Source organism: Paenibacillus roseus, from assembly GCF_016424485.1.
Classification (GTDB): Bacteria; Bacillota; Bacilli; order Paenibacillales; family Paenibacillaceae; genus Paenibacillus_D; species Paenibacillus_D roseus.
Genome location: NZ_JAELUP010000072.1, coordinates 1 through 18,165 on the forward strand (window position 1 = coordinate 1; position 18,165 = coordinate 18,165).

The 18,165-nt window shown below is 43.1% G+C and carries 14 protein-coding genes and 1 riboswitch; of the genes, 3 read left to right on the forward strand and 11 right to left on the reverse strand.

Annotated elements, in window-relative coordinates:
- Positions 1-112: 112 nt before the first annotated feature.
- Both JFN88_RS13980 and JFN88_RS13985 read right to left on the reverse strand, forming a co-directional pair.
- Complete coding sequence (locus tag JFN88_RS13980; RefSeq protein WP_199019918.1) at positions 113-1,696, reverse strand: hypothetical protein; 1,584 nt, start codon at positions 1,694-1,696, stop codon at positions 113-115.
- On the reverse strand, positions 1,680-2,231 hold the full coding sequence (locus tag JFN88_RS13985; RefSeq protein ID WP_199019919.1) for an RNA polymerase sigma factor: 552 nt from the start codon (positions 2,229-2,231) through the stop codon (positions 1,680-1,682). Before JFN88_RS13985 ends, JFN88_RS13980 begins: the two co-directional genes overlap by 17 nt.
- 248 nt (positions 2,232-2,479) lie before the next feature.
- Here JFN88_RS13985 and JFN88_RS13990 point away from each other — a divergent pair, with 248 nt between their 5' ends.
- The gene (locus JFN88_RS13990) at positions 2,480-3,403 is read left to right on the forward strand and encodes a PadR family transcriptional regulator (protein ID WP_199019920.1); all 924 of its coding nucleotides are present in this window, start codon (positions 2,480-2,482) and stop codon (positions 3,401-3,403) included.
- Positions 3,404-3,596: 193 nt separating this feature from the next.
- A complete protein-coding gene (gene hmpA, locus JFN88_RS13995; RefSeq protein ID WP_199019921.1) occupies positions 3,597-4,820 on the forward strand; it encodes an NO-inducible flavohemoprotein in 1,224 nt (407 codons plus the stop codon).
- A 28-nt stretch (positions 4,821-4,848) separates the two neighbouring features.
- Here hmpA and JFN88_RS14000 read toward each other — a convergent pair whose 3' ends face one another.
- From JFN88_RS14000 to JFN88_RS14010, 3 genes are all read right to left on the reverse strand, one after another.
- On the reverse strand, positions 4,849-5,358 hold the full coding sequence (locus JFN88_RS14000) for a Crp/Fnr family transcriptional regulator (protein ID WP_199019922.1): 510 nt from the start codon (positions 5,356-5,358) through the stop codon (positions 4,849-4,851).
- A 92-nt stretch (positions 5,359-5,450) separates the two neighbouring features.
- Positions 5,451-6,248, reverse strand: a complete 798-nt coding sequence (locus JFN88_RS14005; protein ID WP_199019923.1) for a TrmH family RNA methyltransferase — start codon at positions 6,246-6,248, stop codon at positions 5,451-5,453.
- Between the two features lie 9 nt (positions 6,249-6,257).
- Positions 6,258-6,923 (reverse strand): potassium channel family protein, encoded by a 666-nt coding sequence (locus JFN88_RS14010; protein WP_199019924.1) that lies wholly within the window; start codon positions 6,921-6,923, stop codon positions 6,258-6,260.
- 184 nt (positions 6,924-7,107) lie between these two features.
- Here JFN88_RS14010 and JFN88_RS14015 point away from each other — a divergent pair, with 184 nt between their 5' ends.
- The gene (locus JFN88_RS14015; RefSeq protein ID WP_199019925.1) at positions 7,108-7,314 is read left to right on the forward strand and encodes a small acid-soluble spore protein SspI; all 207 of its coding nucleotides are present in this window, start codon (positions 7,108-7,110) and stop codon (positions 7,312-7,314) included.
- A 2-nt stretch (positions 7,315-7,316) separates the two neighbouring features.
- Here JFN88_RS14015 and JFN88_RS14020 read toward each other — a convergent pair whose 3' ends face one another.
- The 6 genes from JFN88_RS14020 to JFN88_RS14045 all read right to left on the reverse strand — a co-directional run bounded on the left by JFN88_RS14020 (position 7,317) and on the right by JFN88_RS14045 (position 18,145).
- Positions 7,317-8,555 carry an alpha-D-ribose 1-methylphosphonate 5-triphosphate diphosphatase gene (locus tag JFN88_RS14020; protein WP_199019926.1) on the reverse strand — a complete coding sequence of 413 codons (1,239 nt, stop codon included), beginning with the start codon at positions 8,553-8,555 and terminating at the stop codon, positions 7,317-7,319.
- Positions 8,556-8,720: 165 nt separating this feature from the next.
- Entirely contained in the window at positions 8,721-10,112 is a 1,392-nt protein-coding gene (locus JFN88_RS14025; protein WP_199019927.1) for an NCS2 family permease, read from the reverse strand.
- A gap of 323 nt (positions 10,113-10,435) precedes the next feature.
- A riboswitch (purine riboswitch) is annotated at positions 10,436-10,535 on the reverse strand.
- Positions 10,536-10,624: 89 nt separating this feature from the next.
- On the reverse strand, positions 10,625-11,320 hold the full coding sequence (locus tag JFN88_RS14030) for a Crp/Fnr family transcriptional regulator (protein WP_199019928.1): 696 nt from the start codon (positions 11,318-11,320) through the stop codon (positions 10,625-10,627).
- Between the two features lie 172 nt (positions 11,321-11,492).
- A complete protein-coding gene (locus JFN88_RS14035) occupies positions 11,493-12,260 on the reverse strand; it encodes a thioesterase II family protein (protein ID WP_199019929.1) in 768 nt (255 codons plus the stop codon).
- Positions 12,235-13,104, reverse strand: a complete 870-nt coding sequence (locus JFN88_RS14040; protein ID WP_199019930.1) for a carbon-nitrogen hydrolase family protein — start codon at positions 13,102-13,104, stop codon at positions 12,235-12,237. Before JFN88_RS14040 ends, JFN88_RS14035 begins: the two co-directional genes overlap by 26 nt.
- Before the next feature lie 40 nt (positions 13,105-13,144).
- Positions 13,145-18,145 (reverse strand): non-ribosomal peptide synthetase, encoded by a 5,001-nt coding sequence (locus JFN88_RS14045; RefSeq protein WP_199019931.1) that lies wholly within the window; start codon positions 18,143-18,145, stop codon positions 13,145-13,147.
- Positions 18,146-18,165: the final 20 nt, after the last annotated feature.

Consider the following 18,165-nt stretch of genomic DNA (forward strand, 5'->3'; position numbering starts at 1 on the left):
GATCTATGAGACATAAAAATGCTCCACCTCGTAGTAAACAGTTTTATTATTTCAACTGTCTACTACAAGGGGAGCATATCATCATGCGACCTGGAGGGTTGCTTTTTTACGCTTATGGACTCATCCACTGCTGATCTGCCGGCAACTCAGCCGGGTTATCTACTTCGCCTTTAAATAAAAGTTCGATCCGCTTCGAATGTAAGTTGTATGATGCGTAACCTTGATAAGGATTGAATTTTTCATCATTAAATGAGTATTGGAGTAAAATACGCTTCCCGTCTCCGCTCCATTTTGCCACCGACACCCACGGGTCAAAACGCAACGCCTCATCCAAGCTTATGCCATAGCCGAAATCAGGGGCCGTTGCGATTTCTTTCACTGGATTCGTAAATCCATATTCTTTCCCTGTATGCCTGTCAATAAGCTCAATATTACTCCAGTTTCTGCCCCCAAATTGAACAGCCAGCCACCTGCTATCCGGAGACCAGGAAAAATCATAGACCGCTCCCGCCTCTGCATGATAGAGCAGTTTGGCCGTACCATTCTCCAACAGCCAGGTCTTGCCGTCATTGAATCTGGACTCTCCATACCGATAGAAGGCGTAAACACTTCGGTCGGGCGAAGGAACGAAACGCTCATCCGCTTCAGGCGTACCTTTAATCAGTGACCAGGTAAAGGTTGCCGCTTTGCCTACCAGGAAGTCCTCGTCTTCCAACATAGGCTTGATCGCCGCTTCGATCTGTCCCTTATTGCCCTCGTCCAGCAATTCCCCGAGCCTGTAAGTGCAATACCAGCGGACCCAATTGTCTTCGTGTTTCAGTCCCAATATCAAATCAGCCATAGATAACCCGTCTAACTGCTCACTCACTGGTCGATCCATGAGGCTGCCGCGTTTGGATAATTCATCCCACAGCTTCATTCTCTCCTGTTCTTCCGGCGTCAAACGGCTGGTTATCGTATTGCTTTTCACCTGAATTAGACTTGCCGTATTAAACACATCTGACGGCCTGTACTGAATGTTGTAATTTTCGATCACAATTGTTGCTTTGCCAGTGCCTTTGTCAGCTAATAGCAGTTTTTGCGCATCCTCTACATTGTTAATAGCAAACCAGCTATTCCGCGTATCATTTTTGAGGCGGGGGATTTTACCTGATGAATCAGCATCCGGGTAGAACGAAACGGTAAAACCGCTGCTGCTGGAAGGATCAATCATATAGGTTCCTGTAAGCTCAACCTCCCCTGAGAATGTCGCACTTCCATATACCTCATTGGGGTTATCGATATCGGTCTGCTGAAAATTTGTCTCTACTGCCGTCAGCCCGACGATCACATCACCGACTTTAAGCTTTGTCCCGTCAAACAGATTGCTCTTATTCCGCGGCGTATCATGGCTGAGAAGGGGTTCTTTCTTCTGTGATGGTTTCGTCTCCACAGGCCACGCCTCCGGCCACATCGCCAGGAGTCCCAATCTGTTCTGCAAATCGTTAATGAGCAGCACTGACCCCAGCAACAAAATTAACATGAATACGAAAGCAACTGGAATCATAATGCGCTTTCTCCGATGGTTGCCTGCCGCTAAAGTCGCTTTGCGTATGGACTGTTCCACGGCCGCCATATGACGCTCTGTAAATTTACGGCTGTGAAATGGCTTATAGGATAGCCTTTGCTCCATCTCCCGATCAGACGAATGAATCATGCCGTTCCCTCCTTACCAACTCGGCTAGTTTGCGCCGCGCCCGGTGCAGCCGAGATTTTACCGTGCCAGGAGAAATGCCTAGTGCTTCGGCTATTTCATCATGAGACATTTCGTAATGGGCGCTCAAAATAAGCGCTTCACGGAATTTGACAGGCAGGCACAGCACATGCCCCCATATGGCATCTGCAAAATCCCGTTGCCAGTACTCGGTCTCTGCAGAAGGGCCGACCCTGACGACAGATTCCAGGGCAACAGGAGACATTTTACGAAAGAAAGCCAGCCGCTTATAGGAAAAAGCCGTGTTGCGGGTGAGCTTCAACAGCCAGGTCTTGAGGGAAGCCTCCCTGCGAAATCCTCCAATATGCTTATAAACCTTAATAAATACCTCCTGTGCGATATCATCTGCCCAATCATGCTTGGAGGTCAAAAAATAAGCGTAATTCCACACATCCTCCCCATACTGCTCCATAACTTCTCTAAGCATGCCCTCATCTATAGAGGTGAGGTTTTTTAAATGCTGATCATCCACTTCCATCTCCCTTTCACTTTGCAGCGGGATAACCGTTTAAATTCGTTCACTTAACAGACTCCTCAGGATACGCCAAGGTTCCCGTTTAAAGGAAAAATATTTAAAAATGTTCAATTTTCCCGAAACACGAATGCGAATCGACAGCTAAAATTGGGGTCTTTGAATTGAGGTTGAGCAAAATTTCGTCTTCTTTACACTATCAATATCATATGTTACTGTTAACATATGATATTGATAACTAATGAGGTGTTGTTATGTCTATTCAATACGCCATACTTGGACTTCTGAGCTGGAAGCCAGCTACAGGATATGAATTGAAAAAGATGATTGAAGAATCTCCGACGATGTACTGGTCCGGCAACAATAATCAAATTTACAAATCGCTTGTGAAGCTTTTGAACGAGGGCCTGGTAACCAATGAAATTCAACATCAGGAGAGTTCTCCATCCAAAAAAATATACAGCATTACTCCGGAGGGACGCGCCCGGTTAAAGGAATGGGTTCGATCAGAATCGGAAATTCCCGAATTCAAGAATAGTTTTCTCATTCAATTGGCATGGGCGGACCATCTAGACTCTGAAGAATTAAGTGAAATGCTTGCCAGTTATGAAAGCAGGATCAGCTTGCAGCTTATTTTTCATCAGGAAAAAATCAAACGAGGAATTCCCTCGCCCAATCGAAATGAACGTGAAACCTTCTTGTGGGATAAGATAACGGAAAACTTGCTGACTTACTATCAGAATGAACTCGAATGGGTGCAAAGCATTCGCAAAGAACTGCTTGAAAGAATTCAAATGGAGGAGACAAGAACGATGAATTATAAAATGATTGATAATGGCGTTGAAAAATACCTCGAAGTGATGTCTGTCCAAAATCCTCTTCGTACCGAGCAGGATGCTGTCGACCTCGTTGCTTTATGCTTAGAACAAGAGTCGCCGCTGCTTTTGCTGCATGGTGAAGTACTCTCGGAAGACTTCTTCAAACTAAGAACAGGCATTGCCGGGCAAATGATTCAGAAATGGATCAACTATCGGATAAAAACTGCAGCAGTTATTCCGAAAGAGCTGATTCATCAAGGAAGATTTAAAGAAATGGCGGTTGAATCCAATAGAAGCAACCATTTTGGAGTATTCGAATCCAGGGAAGATGCAGTGAATTGGCTGTTGGGCAAACAATAGAATCAATATGAGGGGCGATCAAATAACTCCAGTCCTCTTCAAAATATTGGCCGCCCCTTCAAATCTGAGCCAGGAATTCTGGCAATGATTCACAAATTGTTGCGAAATCCTGTGATTACAATCACATAGGGCGCCGCTTGTCTTTTCATATACTAAATGTATTCCTTTAGTTAATGAAAGCGGGGCGTTATAAATGCTTAATGAGAAAACAATTGCCATCATTCAATCGACTGTACCTGTACTTGAGAAGCATGGACTTGATATTACGAAACGGTTTTATACGCTGCTGTTCTCTAAAACTCCCGAACTGCTGAATCTGTTCAATCATGCCAACCAGAGCCAAGGCAGGCAGCAAACTGCCCTTGCCAATGCTGTTTACGCTGCAGCCAAGCATATCGATAAGCTGGAAACCATTTTGCCCGTTGTAAAACAGATTGCCCATAAGCACCGCAGTCTCGGCGTTCGTGCCGAGCACTATCCGATTGTCGGCCAAAATCTGCTTCAGGCCATTCAGGATGTGCTGGGCGATGCCGCTTCAGAAGAAATTTTACAAGCCTGGGGAGAGGCTTACGGTGTCATTGCGGGCGTATTTATTGAGGTAGAAGCCGGGATGTATCAAGATACCGAACAAAAGGAAGGCGGCTGGGCGGACTTTAGAGCTTTTCGAGTGGAGCGAAAGGAAAAGGAAAGCGACGTAATTACTTCCTTTTACCTCGTACCTCAAGACGGGGAAGCAATCGCTTCTTATTTGCCGGGACAGTACGTAAGTGTCAAGGTGGAAATACCGGGGGAAGAGCATACCCATATCCGTCAATACAGCTTGTCGGACGTGCCGGGAAAACCATACTACAGAATTTCGGTAAAGCGGGAGGAAGCATCTGCCAGCAAAATAGCGGGGAAGGTGTCCATGTATTTGCATGAACAGGTCAAACCGGGAGATATCCTGCGGCTTTCAGCCCCTGCCGGAGACTTTACATTGAATCTTGAGGATACCCGCCCGGCTGTATTTATTAGCGGAGGCGTCGGATTGACGCCTCTGGTCAGTATGATTGAAACACTGGCGAGTACAAATTCTGGACGGGAAGCTATCTTCATTCATGCCGCTGAGAACGGCGCTATCCACGCCTTGAAGCAGCAAATTGAAGAGCTTGCCGGACGTTCAGCGCAAATTTCGGCTCATTGGTGCTATAGGGAGCCAACTACGGAAGATAGGGAGCGGAATGCTTTTCATAAGGAAGGCTATATTGATCTGGCTTGGCTAAAGGAAATCATTCCTGTCAAGGATGCAGCTTTCTACTTCTGCGGGCCGGTACCGTTTATGAAGGCAGTTTACGGGTACTTGAAGGAGTGGGGGATTCCCGCTGCCGATATCCATTATGAATTTTTCGGGCCTGCCGGTGATCTGGATGCAGAATAACTGATAGCTCTGCCTCATTAGATTATGATTAGGATGATTCGCCAGCCTGGCTTCGCAGCAGCCGGTTCACGGTTTCCCGCCGCATGCCGATAAACTGGCCAATTTCATCCTGGGTCAGCACATCCGTTAACGTAGCGGGCGAGATGTAGGCATGGAACCAGGCTTGAAGCTTGCGAAGCCTCTCCCCAGGTGAGATGGTAGTGAGCTGATCCATGCGCTGCTGCATCATGCGCAGCTTGTCCTGCAGCTTGAGAGCAACTTCACGGTACCGCTCCGGATTTTGCTCCAGCTCCCCATACCAGGCCGCTTCCGGCAGAATATCAATCTCACAGGTCACAAGCGCAATCGCAGTCCCATAATAGGGGTTAGGGCTAATGAGCGAATGATGCGGAATGATTTCGTCCGGCACAATCAGATTGACCAGAATTTGCGACCCGTCCTGATGAAGCCTTATAATTTTCAGCATACCGCTTCTTAAGTGAAATAGCGGTCCCGATTCCCCTTGTCTAAATAAGGTTTCTCCTTTGTGCAGCAACATATGAAACCTCCACAACAGTGAAGAAGCGAAAATCGGCTAGTTCCGGTTTTCGCTTCTGTAGTATATCGAACAAGTCAGAAATTGTTATCGTTTCAAAACTCCCGCTGCCTTAGCGCTTCATACAGCAAAACGGTTGTTGCCATCGCGACGTTAAGCGATTCAGCTTTGCCTCGCATCGGAATCCGTACAGTCTCATCCAGAATTTGCTCGACTTCGGGTGATAATCCCTTGGATTCATTGCCCATGACCAGCCAGGTGGCCTGTGCCCAGTCGCAGTCGTAGCACGAGCCCTTTGCTTGCAGGCTGGTCCCTGTCAGACGGATTCCGCGGCGCTTGCCCTCCGGCAGCAGCGTTGCCAAATCCGCTTCAATCACCGGCAGATGAAATAATGAGCCCATTGTTGAACGAACGGTCTTCGGGTTGTAGACATCCGCGCAGTTGTTGCCCAGCACGACAGCATCCGCACCTGCGGCATCGGCACAGCGAATGATCGTGCCGACATTGCCCGGATCACTAACCCCATCCAGTACAACAACCAATGCCCGCTCATTGAACAGGGCTTCCCTGCTGTAAGCGGGTTTTGTGACTACCGCAAAAACCGGCGGCGGCGTTGTCGTTCCTGTGCATTTTGCAAGTACTGGCGTCGGCGCACTGACCCATTCACATGGCGTTGCGGAGGGAGCGTCTGTTTTCAACTCTGCCGGAATCCCTTTGTCCGTATCATAAACGATACATTCGATTTCAATCCCTGCCTGAACCGCCTCCAGCACCAGATGGACGCCTTCAATAATAAATTGCCCGCTGCGCTCGCGGTGTTTCTTTTCCAGCAATGAAGCCCATTGCTTCACTTTTGTATTTTGAACCGATGAAATATGGGTTGTATTGTTCATTATTCGAATTCAGCCTTCCGCAAAAGCCAGCTCCAGGCTCTTGAGATCTTTATTTTTTCCGACTACAACGAGGATATCCTCAGGTTTGAGCAAATCGTCGGCATTCGGGGAAATATTTATATGGGGGCCGTTCTTGATCGCCATCACGTTGCAATTATATTTTGCTCGAACATTCAAGTCCTTCAGGCTTTGGCCAATTATCCCTGCTGTCGCCTGAACCTCGACAATACTGTGGTCTTTTGAAAGCTCAATGAAATCCAAAACGTTCGGGGAAATTAAATGATGCGCCAGTCTCAGTCCCATATCCCGCTCTGGGAAAATAACCTTGTCTGCACCAATCTTGTCCAGAACTTTTCCATGAAGTTCATTTTGTGCCTTCACTATAATGCGGGACACACCCATGTCTTTCAAGATAAGCGTAGTCAAAATGCTTGACTGAATATCTTGACCGATGGCAACCACGACAACATCAAAATTGCGAATGCCAATTGAGCGCATCGCCTCTTCATCTGTAGAATCCGCTTTTACGGCATACGTTACAATATTCACAATATCTTGTATCCGATGCTCGTCCGAGTCAATAGCCAGTACCTGAAATCCCATCTCCGATAAGGAACGGGCAACGCTCGAACCAAATCGCCCCATTCCAATGATTGCAAACTGTTTCTTATTCATTCCCGTCCTCCCGTTTTGAAGCCATAACCGAATTATACCACATCTGCAACTGCAAACCGAAAGAACGTCAGTTCATCAGTAGAAGGCACTGGGAAAACCTTGCAGCTTGCACTGTGCTTAACAGGATGAAACAACTGCGGAGAGGGAATATTAATCGGGAAATCGACCACATGGAGGGATAGCTATGAATCTGGACCTGAGACAAGCGATCATTCAACGCGTGCATGACAAATCCAATGAAGAATTAACCGATGTCATTCAAGGCTCCATAGGTGGTGACGAGCATGCTTTGCCAGGACTGGGCGTACTGTTCGAAATCATCTGGAATGCAAGCGATGCGCCAACTCAAAACAAGCTTGTTCATTCCCTTCACGATGAGCTGAACAAGTAAATTCAATTCGTTTCATGCAAAGGGTAATAGGCGCTGCTCTCATATACAATTGTGCCATTGACCAGTGCGGTCGAAACCATCGGATACCCGTCAAAGGTGTCTACAATGATCAAATCTGACTTTTTGCCGATTTCAATTGAACCTAACTGCTTGTCAACACCAAGAGCTTTGGCTGGATTCAGACTGGCCATCGCAACTGCTTCAGGCAGTCCCTGCGTCAAGCCGGATGAGTCATACAGCCCTGATAGCTTGAATACAGCTGCCAGCAAAGAAGCTGGATGATAATCCGAGCATAATATATTCGCTGCGCCTGCACCAATGGCTGCAATTGCACTTAAATTCTTATCGTGGGAGCCTCCTCGGACGACATTAGGGGCTCCCACACATACATGAAGACCTTTGCGCATCGCATGTTCCGCTGTCTGAAGATTCATTGGAAATTCGGAAATATTAACGCCAAAACCAAGAAAATGATCTACCCGCTCGGGACTGTCGTCATCATGCGAAGCGACAGAAATACCCTTTTGCGCTGCGAGTTTGCCAAGCCGCTCCAAATGATTCCAGTCGACAAGCTGTTGACGAGTCAACAATTCCTCTACGATTTGTTGAACCTCTTCCCGATTGACCGCCTGATTTTTCATGACATAGCTTTCAAAAGATCCCGGAGCCTTATATTGCCCTTGTCCTGGCGAGTGGTCCATGAAGGACAAATAATCAATTTTACCCTCTTGTACATAACGCTCAACAACAGGAATGCCAGCCAGATGCGATACTTCGTAGCGCAGATGAATACCATGACGAATCATAGCTCTGCGTTGTTTATAGGCATGAATCAGCTCAACCATTTGCGTCAGCAAATGATCTCCTCGAAGGCTTAACCCGACACCAAGGGAAAGTGAATGATACATGGATGTAATCCCGTGAACCGGAAGCTTGCGCTCAAATTCAATCAATGCCATCTGGAGCGGGAATAACGTATTGGGACGAGGCTGAACCTCTTTCTCTATCGCATCGCAATGAATATCCACCAATCCCGGAAGGATATAGCGATTTTCAGCATCTATGACGGTGACGGCATCACCGGAGAGAGATTGTAATTGATGATTCTCATTGCTTGCAGTTGCCTGTTCTTGAGATTCTGTCAGGATCGCTTCGATGCGGTCTCCACGAACCACAATATCCGCCTTTACAACTTTATCCGGCAGCACAGCCCGTCCATTCTTAATAATTGTTGTCCTCATACTGGTCCCCCTATTTCAGCGTTTCCGACCATTTTAATGTTTATCTACAATATTGTTATTTTACATCTCTGAACTCGGAAAGTACATGACCGCCATCAAGCTGAAAATAAAAAAAGGCATCTCCACTTTGCAATCTTGGAGATACCTTTATTGCATACTTCGCAATTAATGACCCGGCATAAAGATATAACGCGCCACGATCAGAATCGCAAGCACCCACATCAGCCAGTGAACTGTGTATTTCTCTTTGCCCTTGCCGGACAAATTCGCTACTGTAGCGAGAATGACGTAGAACACGATACCGAAGGAAATACCGTTCGCAATGTTGTACGTGAAAGGCATCATGGCAATCGTCAGGAACGCTGGAACGGCATAGACGATGTCGGAGAAATCAATATCCTTTACAGATTGCATCATGAGAACTCCTACGACGATCAGAGCCGCGCTTGTCGCCGCGCCTGGAACCAGAGCAACCAGTGGCGACAGGAAGATCGAAAGCAGGAAGCAAATCCCTGTAACAACGGCTGTAAGGCCTGTCCGGCCGCCCTGGGCAATGCCTGCGGAGCTTTCAACGTACGCCGTTACCGTGCTCGTCCCCAGCATTGCGCCGCCGCTGACGCCGATTGCGTCAACCAGCATCGCTTTACCAACTTTTTTGCGCCCCTTTTCTTTGTCCTTCATAAAGCCGGCGCGTGTAGCTGTCCCTACCAGTGTGCCGAACGTATCAAACAGCTCTACGAAGGTAAAGGTCAGAATAACGGTAATGAGTCCCACTTCCAACACACCGGCAAAGTCGAAGTGCCAGAAGTTCAACTCTTTAAAATTCGGAGTCCAATTTTTATCGCTGAGCGCATCGCTGACATTCACATTGCCAATCAGAATCGCAATTACAGTCGTCAGCAAAATTCCGAATAAAATGGCTCCAGGCACACGCAGCACCATCATAATGGCAATCAGCAGAATACCAAGGATGGTCAGCAGAACGCCCTGACTATGCATATCTCCCAAATGGAAGACCGATTCAAAACCAAGCAAATTCGTATATTGATCCTTCGGAACATCGTTAAGCGTCTGCACCGAGACTGTCAGCAAGCCGCTGTTTTTGAGCCCGATAATCGTAATGAAAAGACCGATACCTACCGTAATTGCATGTTTGATGCTATCCGGTACTGCAACCAGCAGCATTTGGCGAACCTGAGTCACGGTCAAAATAAAAAAGATAATACCGGAAATAAAGACTGCGGTAAGCCCCATTGCCGGAGAAATCGGCGTACCCGTTGCTTGTGAAGCCAGAATCGTGGCAGCAAAGTATGCATTCAAGCCCATACCTGGCGCCAGGGCAACCGGGAAGTTCACGAACAATCCCATTAAAATCGTGAACAAACCTGCCGCGAGTGCCGTAGCCAGGAATACGGAGTCCCAACTCAGTCCTGTCGGGGTCAAAATCCCCGGATTGACAGCCAAAATATAAGCCATCGTCATAAATGTGGTCAGACCCGCCATAATTTCCGTTCTGACAGTGGTTCCGTTCTCCTTTAGCCGGAAAAAATCATTCATTGTTCCCAATACCCCTCCCAAATTTTGTGTGCAAGCGCGCGCAAATAAAAGCCTCGTCCAATATGATGAAAGCCTTAAACAAATGCGCAACGAAAAAAAGCAATACGATGGCGAAACTGCCTGTCGCGTTACCTTCTTTCAACTTTCAGCTTGCCCTTGCAAAGGGGCAAGCTACGTTACACGGTGATGTCTGAACCTACTGTGCCTTGTCAGCAAATACGAAACAAACAAAAATAACCTAAAAAAGCAGCGATATATAATCGCTCTGCTCTCCTAGGTTCCGCGTAAAACAGGAAAAGTATACCTATGGGGAACCCCCTTGGCATGCCAATCCCGCTTTTCGTAGCCAGATCATTACGGTGACCTCGTAGAGACTTCCGGGCCAATTCCCGGAATTATACGAAAAGAGATGATTAATTTTCAGTTTTATTCTAATGAGAATGGGAACAACTTGTCAACAAGTTTTTGTCTTTTTCTGCAACCTTCGGCATATTCGTCCTGCTGCGGCAGTCCTATATTTCTTCCTGAAGCAGACTCTTAAGACGTTCCCGGTCAGGCAATGTAATCCATTTATTGCGGATTAGAATATTGCCCTCTTCCTGCAGTTCCTGCAGTACCTTGGTGACCGTCTCCCGGGCAGCGCCTACCATCTCGGCAATTTGCTGATGCGTCAACTTGGCGTCAATACGGATGCCTGCAGCCTCAGTCACGCCATACTCCTGGGAAAGTCGGATCAGCCGCTTCATAATGCGGGTTTTGACGTTGAGGAAGGTAAGGTCATAAATCTGCTGATTGGCCTGTCTCAGTCGCTCCATTGAGTATTCCAGCAGTTGAAAGGCCAACTGCGGATGCTGTTCAATAAGCTTTTCGAAATCCCTCCGTCTGAGAGTAAACAGCTTTGTAGGCGATGCAGTCTCAGCTGTTGCCGAGCGGACAAGCCCGGGGCGAATAGCAGCCATTTCACCAAAATACTCGCCTTTTTGCAGGACGGCCAGAATTACTTTCTTGGAGCCGTCAAAGCTGTATATGTTCACAGAACCGGAACGGATGAAGTAAATTTCTTCCCCTTCGTCACCTTCTATGAAAATAATCGAATTTTTCTTGAAGGTTCGCTCATACATGAACGGCACAATCCGCTCCAGAACCTCCGGTGAAATATCTTCAAAAAAAGGGACGGCCAACCTGAGCGTCTGCTGATCAACAGGCATCGATTCTTGATTCTCCTTCATTGAAATATGGAAGTATATACATTTCTTCATTTCCAGCGGCTTATCCTGCAAAAAAGGCAGGGAACATTGGAATAAAGATAGAATAATAATCTATTGTCAATTCCACATGAAAGATTAGAACTCGAAGTTGCTGAAAATAACACGTTGCTATTCAATCTGAATTACATAAATGTTGTAGATAATTAGCTAATTTCTCCCATTGATCCAGCATATAAAAATGATTTCCAGGAAATTGAACCAATTCAAATTCCTTTCCGGTTAATAAAGCCCACTTTTGCATATCACTAGCCTTGATCCCACAATCTTCAGTCGCTTGTATACCATATATGGGGACAGCAACTTTATAGGCTTTGATTAAGCTGAAATTTCTTACTGCAAAGAGGTCATTACGAACAGCAGGAATAATCAGCTCTAACATCATTTTGTTTTCAGAAACACGATCCTCTAAGCCGCCGACAGATTTTAAATACTCGATCACGGAGTCATCATCATCAACTTTATTATACTCCCCACCAACTTTTCTAGTGGGGGGAGCATGACAAGAGACTACCAGTTTTTCTATCGATGTAAGCATATGTCCATTTCTATTCAACATATTATATGCGATTAAAGCTCCCATACTATGTCCATATAAAATGGTTGGTTTAACTCCATCAACAATTAAACTTAAAACTTCTGTCACCCTATCCGCGTAATCATCAATATTATTAACCATATCCTCGAGAAGTCTTTCTTGCCTTCCCGGATACTGAATGATGATACACTCAATGTCCGGGCGCAAATATTGGACCAAATCTCTATAAAAATTCGCATTGCCTCCTGCGTGTGGTAAAACAACTAATCTTACTGTGGAGTCGGAATTATCCCTGAATTTTCTAACCCATTTTTTTGCTTCATTTATATGCATTTTGGTTACCATATATAGTCTTGATAGAATACAGTTCTTTATTTATATCAAGCGAATCAGCAAGCATTTTTTCACCCTCTCTAGCTTGATTGAGAAGAGCGGGATCTAATTCAGCGATCAACAATTCAACTTCTTCCGGAGAGCCATCAATAATATTATCGCCTAGAGGGTTCCATATACCGCTATGTCCACACGCATCCCAAACCCCGGTTTTTCCAACGTGATTGCACATCGCCGTGAATATGGTATTATCTAAAGCTCGAGCAGGAAACCATACTCGTGACTCTTTGTACCCCATTCCTTTGCTAAAAAGAGCGCTTCCCATATATAAATGACAGCCATTTTGTGCTAAAAGACGAGAATGTTCAGGGAAACCTGCATCATAGCAAATTGCCATTCCAATATTCCAGCCCTTTAATTGAATGATAATCTGCTCATTATTGGAAGAAAATAGTTTCTTTTCCGTTTGAAATAAATGAGACTTATCATAAACTCCTACTTCTTTGCCATTTGAATCGATAATGATTGAAGAGATGAAAACATCTTCACCCCTTCTTACCGGGCTTCCAATTATGGACCAAATCCCATGCTTTTCGCATGCCTGACGCAATTTTTGAATCCTCACATCATGAATTAAAAGCGTATTTTCGGTTACATTCGATTCTACTATTTCGGGTACATACCCGGTCAGATACTTTTCTGGAAACATGATCATATCAACATTCTTTTTTCCAGCTTCTTCAATCATCTCATAAGCCCTGTTAACGTTCTCTTCGATATTTCCGTCAATCGAGGAACACTGTGCTAAAGCAATCTTTATTTTCTCTTTTGGAAAAGCATCTGGTTTTAGATCCATAACATCCATTCCTCCTAATATACAGTATCAAATTCATTAACTAATGGGCGCCCTGAATATATTTTACAACATCAGAAGGAATACTTCTTAAAAAGTAATGCCCACCTGTTTCAAACTCGAATAAATCAACCTGAACGATCCAATTTTCCCAATTCGCCCACATTTTATCGTAATCCTCTGTAACAGGATCATCCTTAGCGATCACTATTGAGGTAGGGGTTTTTACGAACTTCTCTTTGCTATTCCATAGATTGCTCAAATAAGTGTTTGCTTGGATAGAATCATGTTTAAAAATTTCGACTAGTTTGGACTCGTAGCTCTGCCCTAACGTTGACAAGCTGCTTGTCCCACTCCACTCCGAATACAATTCAGCTATATCCGAAAATTTCAAGTTCGTAGCATTGTTGACACGCATTTCACAGTCATCTTGACTAATCATATTTTTTGCGCCTAAAAAGAGTCTTTGCGGATACAGGTTTCTTTTTTCTAATTTTCTTGTTACCTCGAATGCAAGAGCACTTCCAACGCAATGTCCCCATATCATGAATTGTTTACCTTTCATCGCTGAAGATATTTCTTCTACCAATAAATTCACTGTATCTTCAAAATTGACCAAGGTACTGTGTTCCAAGTTAGGATCATGCGCTGGCAATTCAGCAGCAAAAACGGATAGATCAGCGTTACTCTTTTCAAATTCCTTAGCAATCGGAATAAAATTTAAAGCATTGCCTCCCGCATACGGTATAAAGATAATGTTTTGCTCAGATTCACTTGATTTACTTAAGCATGTTAAAAGACTAGCTTCTTGACGCAATTTAATTTCTTTATTTGCAATTTCACTTGCAAGTTCCAATAGAATCGATTTTTGCATAATTTGTTTGAGAGAAAGATCCTTCTTAAAGAAAAGAGATACCTTCATCGCAGCTAAAGAATTTCCTCCAATTAAAAAGAAATCATCATCTAATTTGAGGTTCTCTTTTGATATTTTCAGGACATTTGACCAAACATCTTTAACGCGATTGATCGCTATTTCCAAGTCTTGATTAATATCAAGGTGTAAAGGAGCTTCTTCATCTCTCGAAATTTGATCAACTTTCTCAGCGTAATATTTGAACGCGTCTAACTTTTCTTCCTCAATTTGCATGTGATGATTTTCTTCTGTCGAGTTAACCATGTTCTCGAGAATATCAACGAAAATTGTACCAAAGAATTCAATGTCTGCAGTGTCATATTTGGATGTATGATAATGTAGACTTAATTCAATCTCATCGGTATAGAAATGTCTCGAATACTCAATTCTTAAAGGAAATTCTGTAATTGCCGCTGCTCTTACATCAATATTATCAAACCCTGGAAGACCACGTAAATCTTTCAAGGAATAGAAGTGCGTAAAATTAAATACGGTTTCGAATAAGATATCTCTTGAGGATAGATCTTGTTTAACTTGTGCCATTGGATACCGTCTGAAAGGTAAAATGCTAGCTTCAACACCATAAACATTCAGAATTAAGTCCTTCCAGCTAGAATGATTATCTAGTTTGACACGGAATGGCATTGTGTTTAAAAATACACCTAAAGCATTTTCTGCACCGAGAAGTTCCGGTCTGCCGCCGATTTCATATCCCATGAAAACATCATCTTTGCGCGTAAGTATAGAAAGAAATTTGGCATGTGATGCGAGCAGGATATCTTTTACAGGAACTCTGAGGTCTTTAGCCAAAACAACTAATTTCTCTGAAAGACCTTCTGGTAATTTAATGTCTTGAAAAATTACTTCGTTCCCCTTCCGTGTATTTTCTTCTCTACTGCGCGGAATAAAACCTTCTGGAACATTCTCCAGCATGTCCGCCCAAAAGCGGCGATGCTCTTCCGAATTTACAGCTTTTTGTTCCAAGTAGATAAAAGTTCGATTGTGGTTGTTGCTTTCAAGCAATCTAGTATTGGATTCAAGCCCATTCACCATATCAAAATAAGTCTGGAAAAGGAATGTGTGGACTTTGTTCATACTCCATCCATCTAATGCTGAATTATGCTGACTTATACTATATTTGTACTCTGATTCACTCAATATATGGATATGAAGTTGAACTAATCCTGGCTTGTCCCATTCAAACGCTCTGTGTTGTTCTTTCCAAAACCATTCTTCGTACATATCTTCTTTCTCTTTTTTGGTTTGCAATCCACGTAGATCATATACATTTAAAGGGAGTTTTTCGATATCTTTGTGGACTAATTGAAGATACTCTGAGTAATGTTCCAGATCGTAACTTGTTCTAAAAATAGGTTGCGTGTCTACTAGCAATTTAACGGCTTTTCTAAATGTAGGCACATCTATACTTCCATCAATTGTATATGTTACTATATCATGGTAGTTGTTATCACCTTCCATAATATTGCTCTGATAGACAAGTCCTGATTGTAACATTGACATTGGATATGCATCTTCAATATCATCAGGGATTTTAATTTTATCTTCATCCTTAATCAATTGGAAATTAGATATGAGTTGATTCAAATCATCATCGCTTGCATCATTCAGATTTACGTTTTTAATCAAGTCCTGGATTGTAGGGTACTTAAATAATTGTTGAAAAGTAAAGATCAGTCCATTTTTGTGTGCTAATGCAACTACCGACACAAAGTTTATGGAGTTCCCACCCAGCGCAAAGAAATTTTCATTGATACCTATATCCGAGATTCCCAATACATCTTGCCAAATTTCACATAAAATTGTTTCTTCTCTCGTTTGCGGCGGAATTTTTTCATCGCCGGCTCTTTCCTTGCTTATTTCTAATAGCAGCTTTCGGTCGACTTTTCCGTTTCCAGTTAAAGGGAATTCATGAAGGACTGCTATTTTTTCTGGAATCATATATTTCGGCAGTATCTTGGTCAATTCTTGTTTAATATCTTTTACATCGATCAATTTATCTTTTTCAATTAAAAATGCATATAGATGTAGCATGTTATCAGCTTCTAAATTAGTTAATACCAACGCATCGCTAACACTAGGCAAATTCGTTAAAGCAGCTTCAATTTCTCCGAGTTCTATTCTGAAGCCTCTTACTTTAACTTGACGATCATTTCGGCCAAAGTATTCAATCGTTCCATCATGCCTGATTCTCGCCAAGTCACCCGTAAGGTATACTTTTCCTTCCTCCAGATGCGGGATATCGATAAAGCTGCTCTCCGTTTTAGAGGAATCATTAATATACCCTTTCGCTACACCAGTGCCAGCGATCGCTAACTCCCCCACCATTCCTATTGGTCTTAATCTTCTCGTTTTGTCTAAAATATAAATGCGAGTGTTGTCAATTGGCTGACCAATGGGTACGGGATTTTCGACTTTCGATGTTCTATGCCATGTAACATCTACTGTGGCTTCTGTTGGTCCATATAAATTGATCAGTTCTACATCACTCAATAATTGATGAAACTTTTCGACATGATTTGGAGTTAAAGCCTCGCCGCTGCAAAAAACTCTTTTTAAAGATTTGATTCGTTTATAAGATAAAGAATTATCGACATAATCCAAGAAAGCATTCAGCATTGAAGGAACAAAATGCATAGTAGTGACCTTATTTTCTTCTATTGCTTTAATAATTTCAATTGGATTTGCTTCTTCGTTTGCTGGCAAAACTGCTACTTTGGTTCCAGTAATCGCCCACCAAAAAATTTCCCAAACTGAAACATCGAATGTTGAGGGTGTTTTATGTAAAATGACATCGCTGCTATCTAACTGAAAAACATTTTGCATCCATTCAATTCTGTTAATGACGCTTTTATGTTTGATTTCAACACCTTTCGGCGTTCCGGTAGAACCGGATGTAAAGATGACATAGGCTAAGTCTTCAGGAGAAATATGTTCAGCATAATAATCAAAATTAGTTTGGTATATTTCACTTATTTCGAATCTTTTCCATTCATTTTTTTCAAGACCAGAACTGTGCTTGTCTGCATATAAAACCGTTTGGCTGTTAGCTTGTTTAAGAATCATTTCATTTCTTTCTTTTGGCGCTTTTGGATCAAGTGGAAGATAGGCTTTGCCGGAAAGTATTACCCCAAAAACCGCCGCTAGAAAATCTATCGAACGTTCACATAATACGGCAATTATAGAGTCTGTTTTTTCTGTTTTCTTTTGAATAAACGCGGCAATTTGTTTAGCTTTGCTTTCTAATTGTTTGAAAGTAAAATCCTGCTCATTGCTGACTATACTTTTTTCTTTCTCAAACGTACGAAAAACATGTTCCAGTAAACTTGCCAAACTATCTGAATTCGAAAATTCTCTCGTCGTCTTATTTAGCAATGCATAACTTACCGCATCCTCTTTTTGAAATAAATCAATAGATTCAATTTTTTCATCTGCATGAGTTATCATTAATTCAATCAAATATGATATCTTCGCGGCGATGCTATCCAGAGTTTTGGCCATGTAAAGAGAAGACGCTCCAGCAATTGTTAGCCTCCAGTTGCCAATACCATCTACCTCAAGATTAAAAGAGAGCTTATTTTTATTGTATATATCTGTCAGATGAAGAGGTTTGTCCTGGACAATATTTACTTGTATAGGTGTTGTTTGAATGATCAGGTCTGTCGGATAATCTGCATATTCCTTATTATTCACTATTTGTTTTTGTATTTGGTTGAGAATATCTCTAGGGGTATATTCGTGCTGAATATCAACTCTTAACGGAAATTGCAATATACCATCACTTTTATATTCGGCAAAACCGATCAAGAGGTCTTCATCAATCCCATTTTCGATGGAATGCAAAAAGGATACTACTAATAAAGCAAATACTTCATTTGAAAGTTGTTGATCGCATTCCAAACCATTGAAAAGTTTTTCAACATCTAGTGCTTCTATTTCTATGTGCGAAAGATTGTAACTTGGTGTAAGCGAGTTTGAAACTGCGTTTCGATAATCCGGCAAAAAATTAGAGGGTATCGCATCTGACAGCAGCTCTCTCCAATATTCGCCTGCCTTTGGCATCTGTAAGGCAGCAATTTTTTTTTGACCCAAAGTCTTCTCTTTGATTAACATACTATTCTCCTTTACATTAA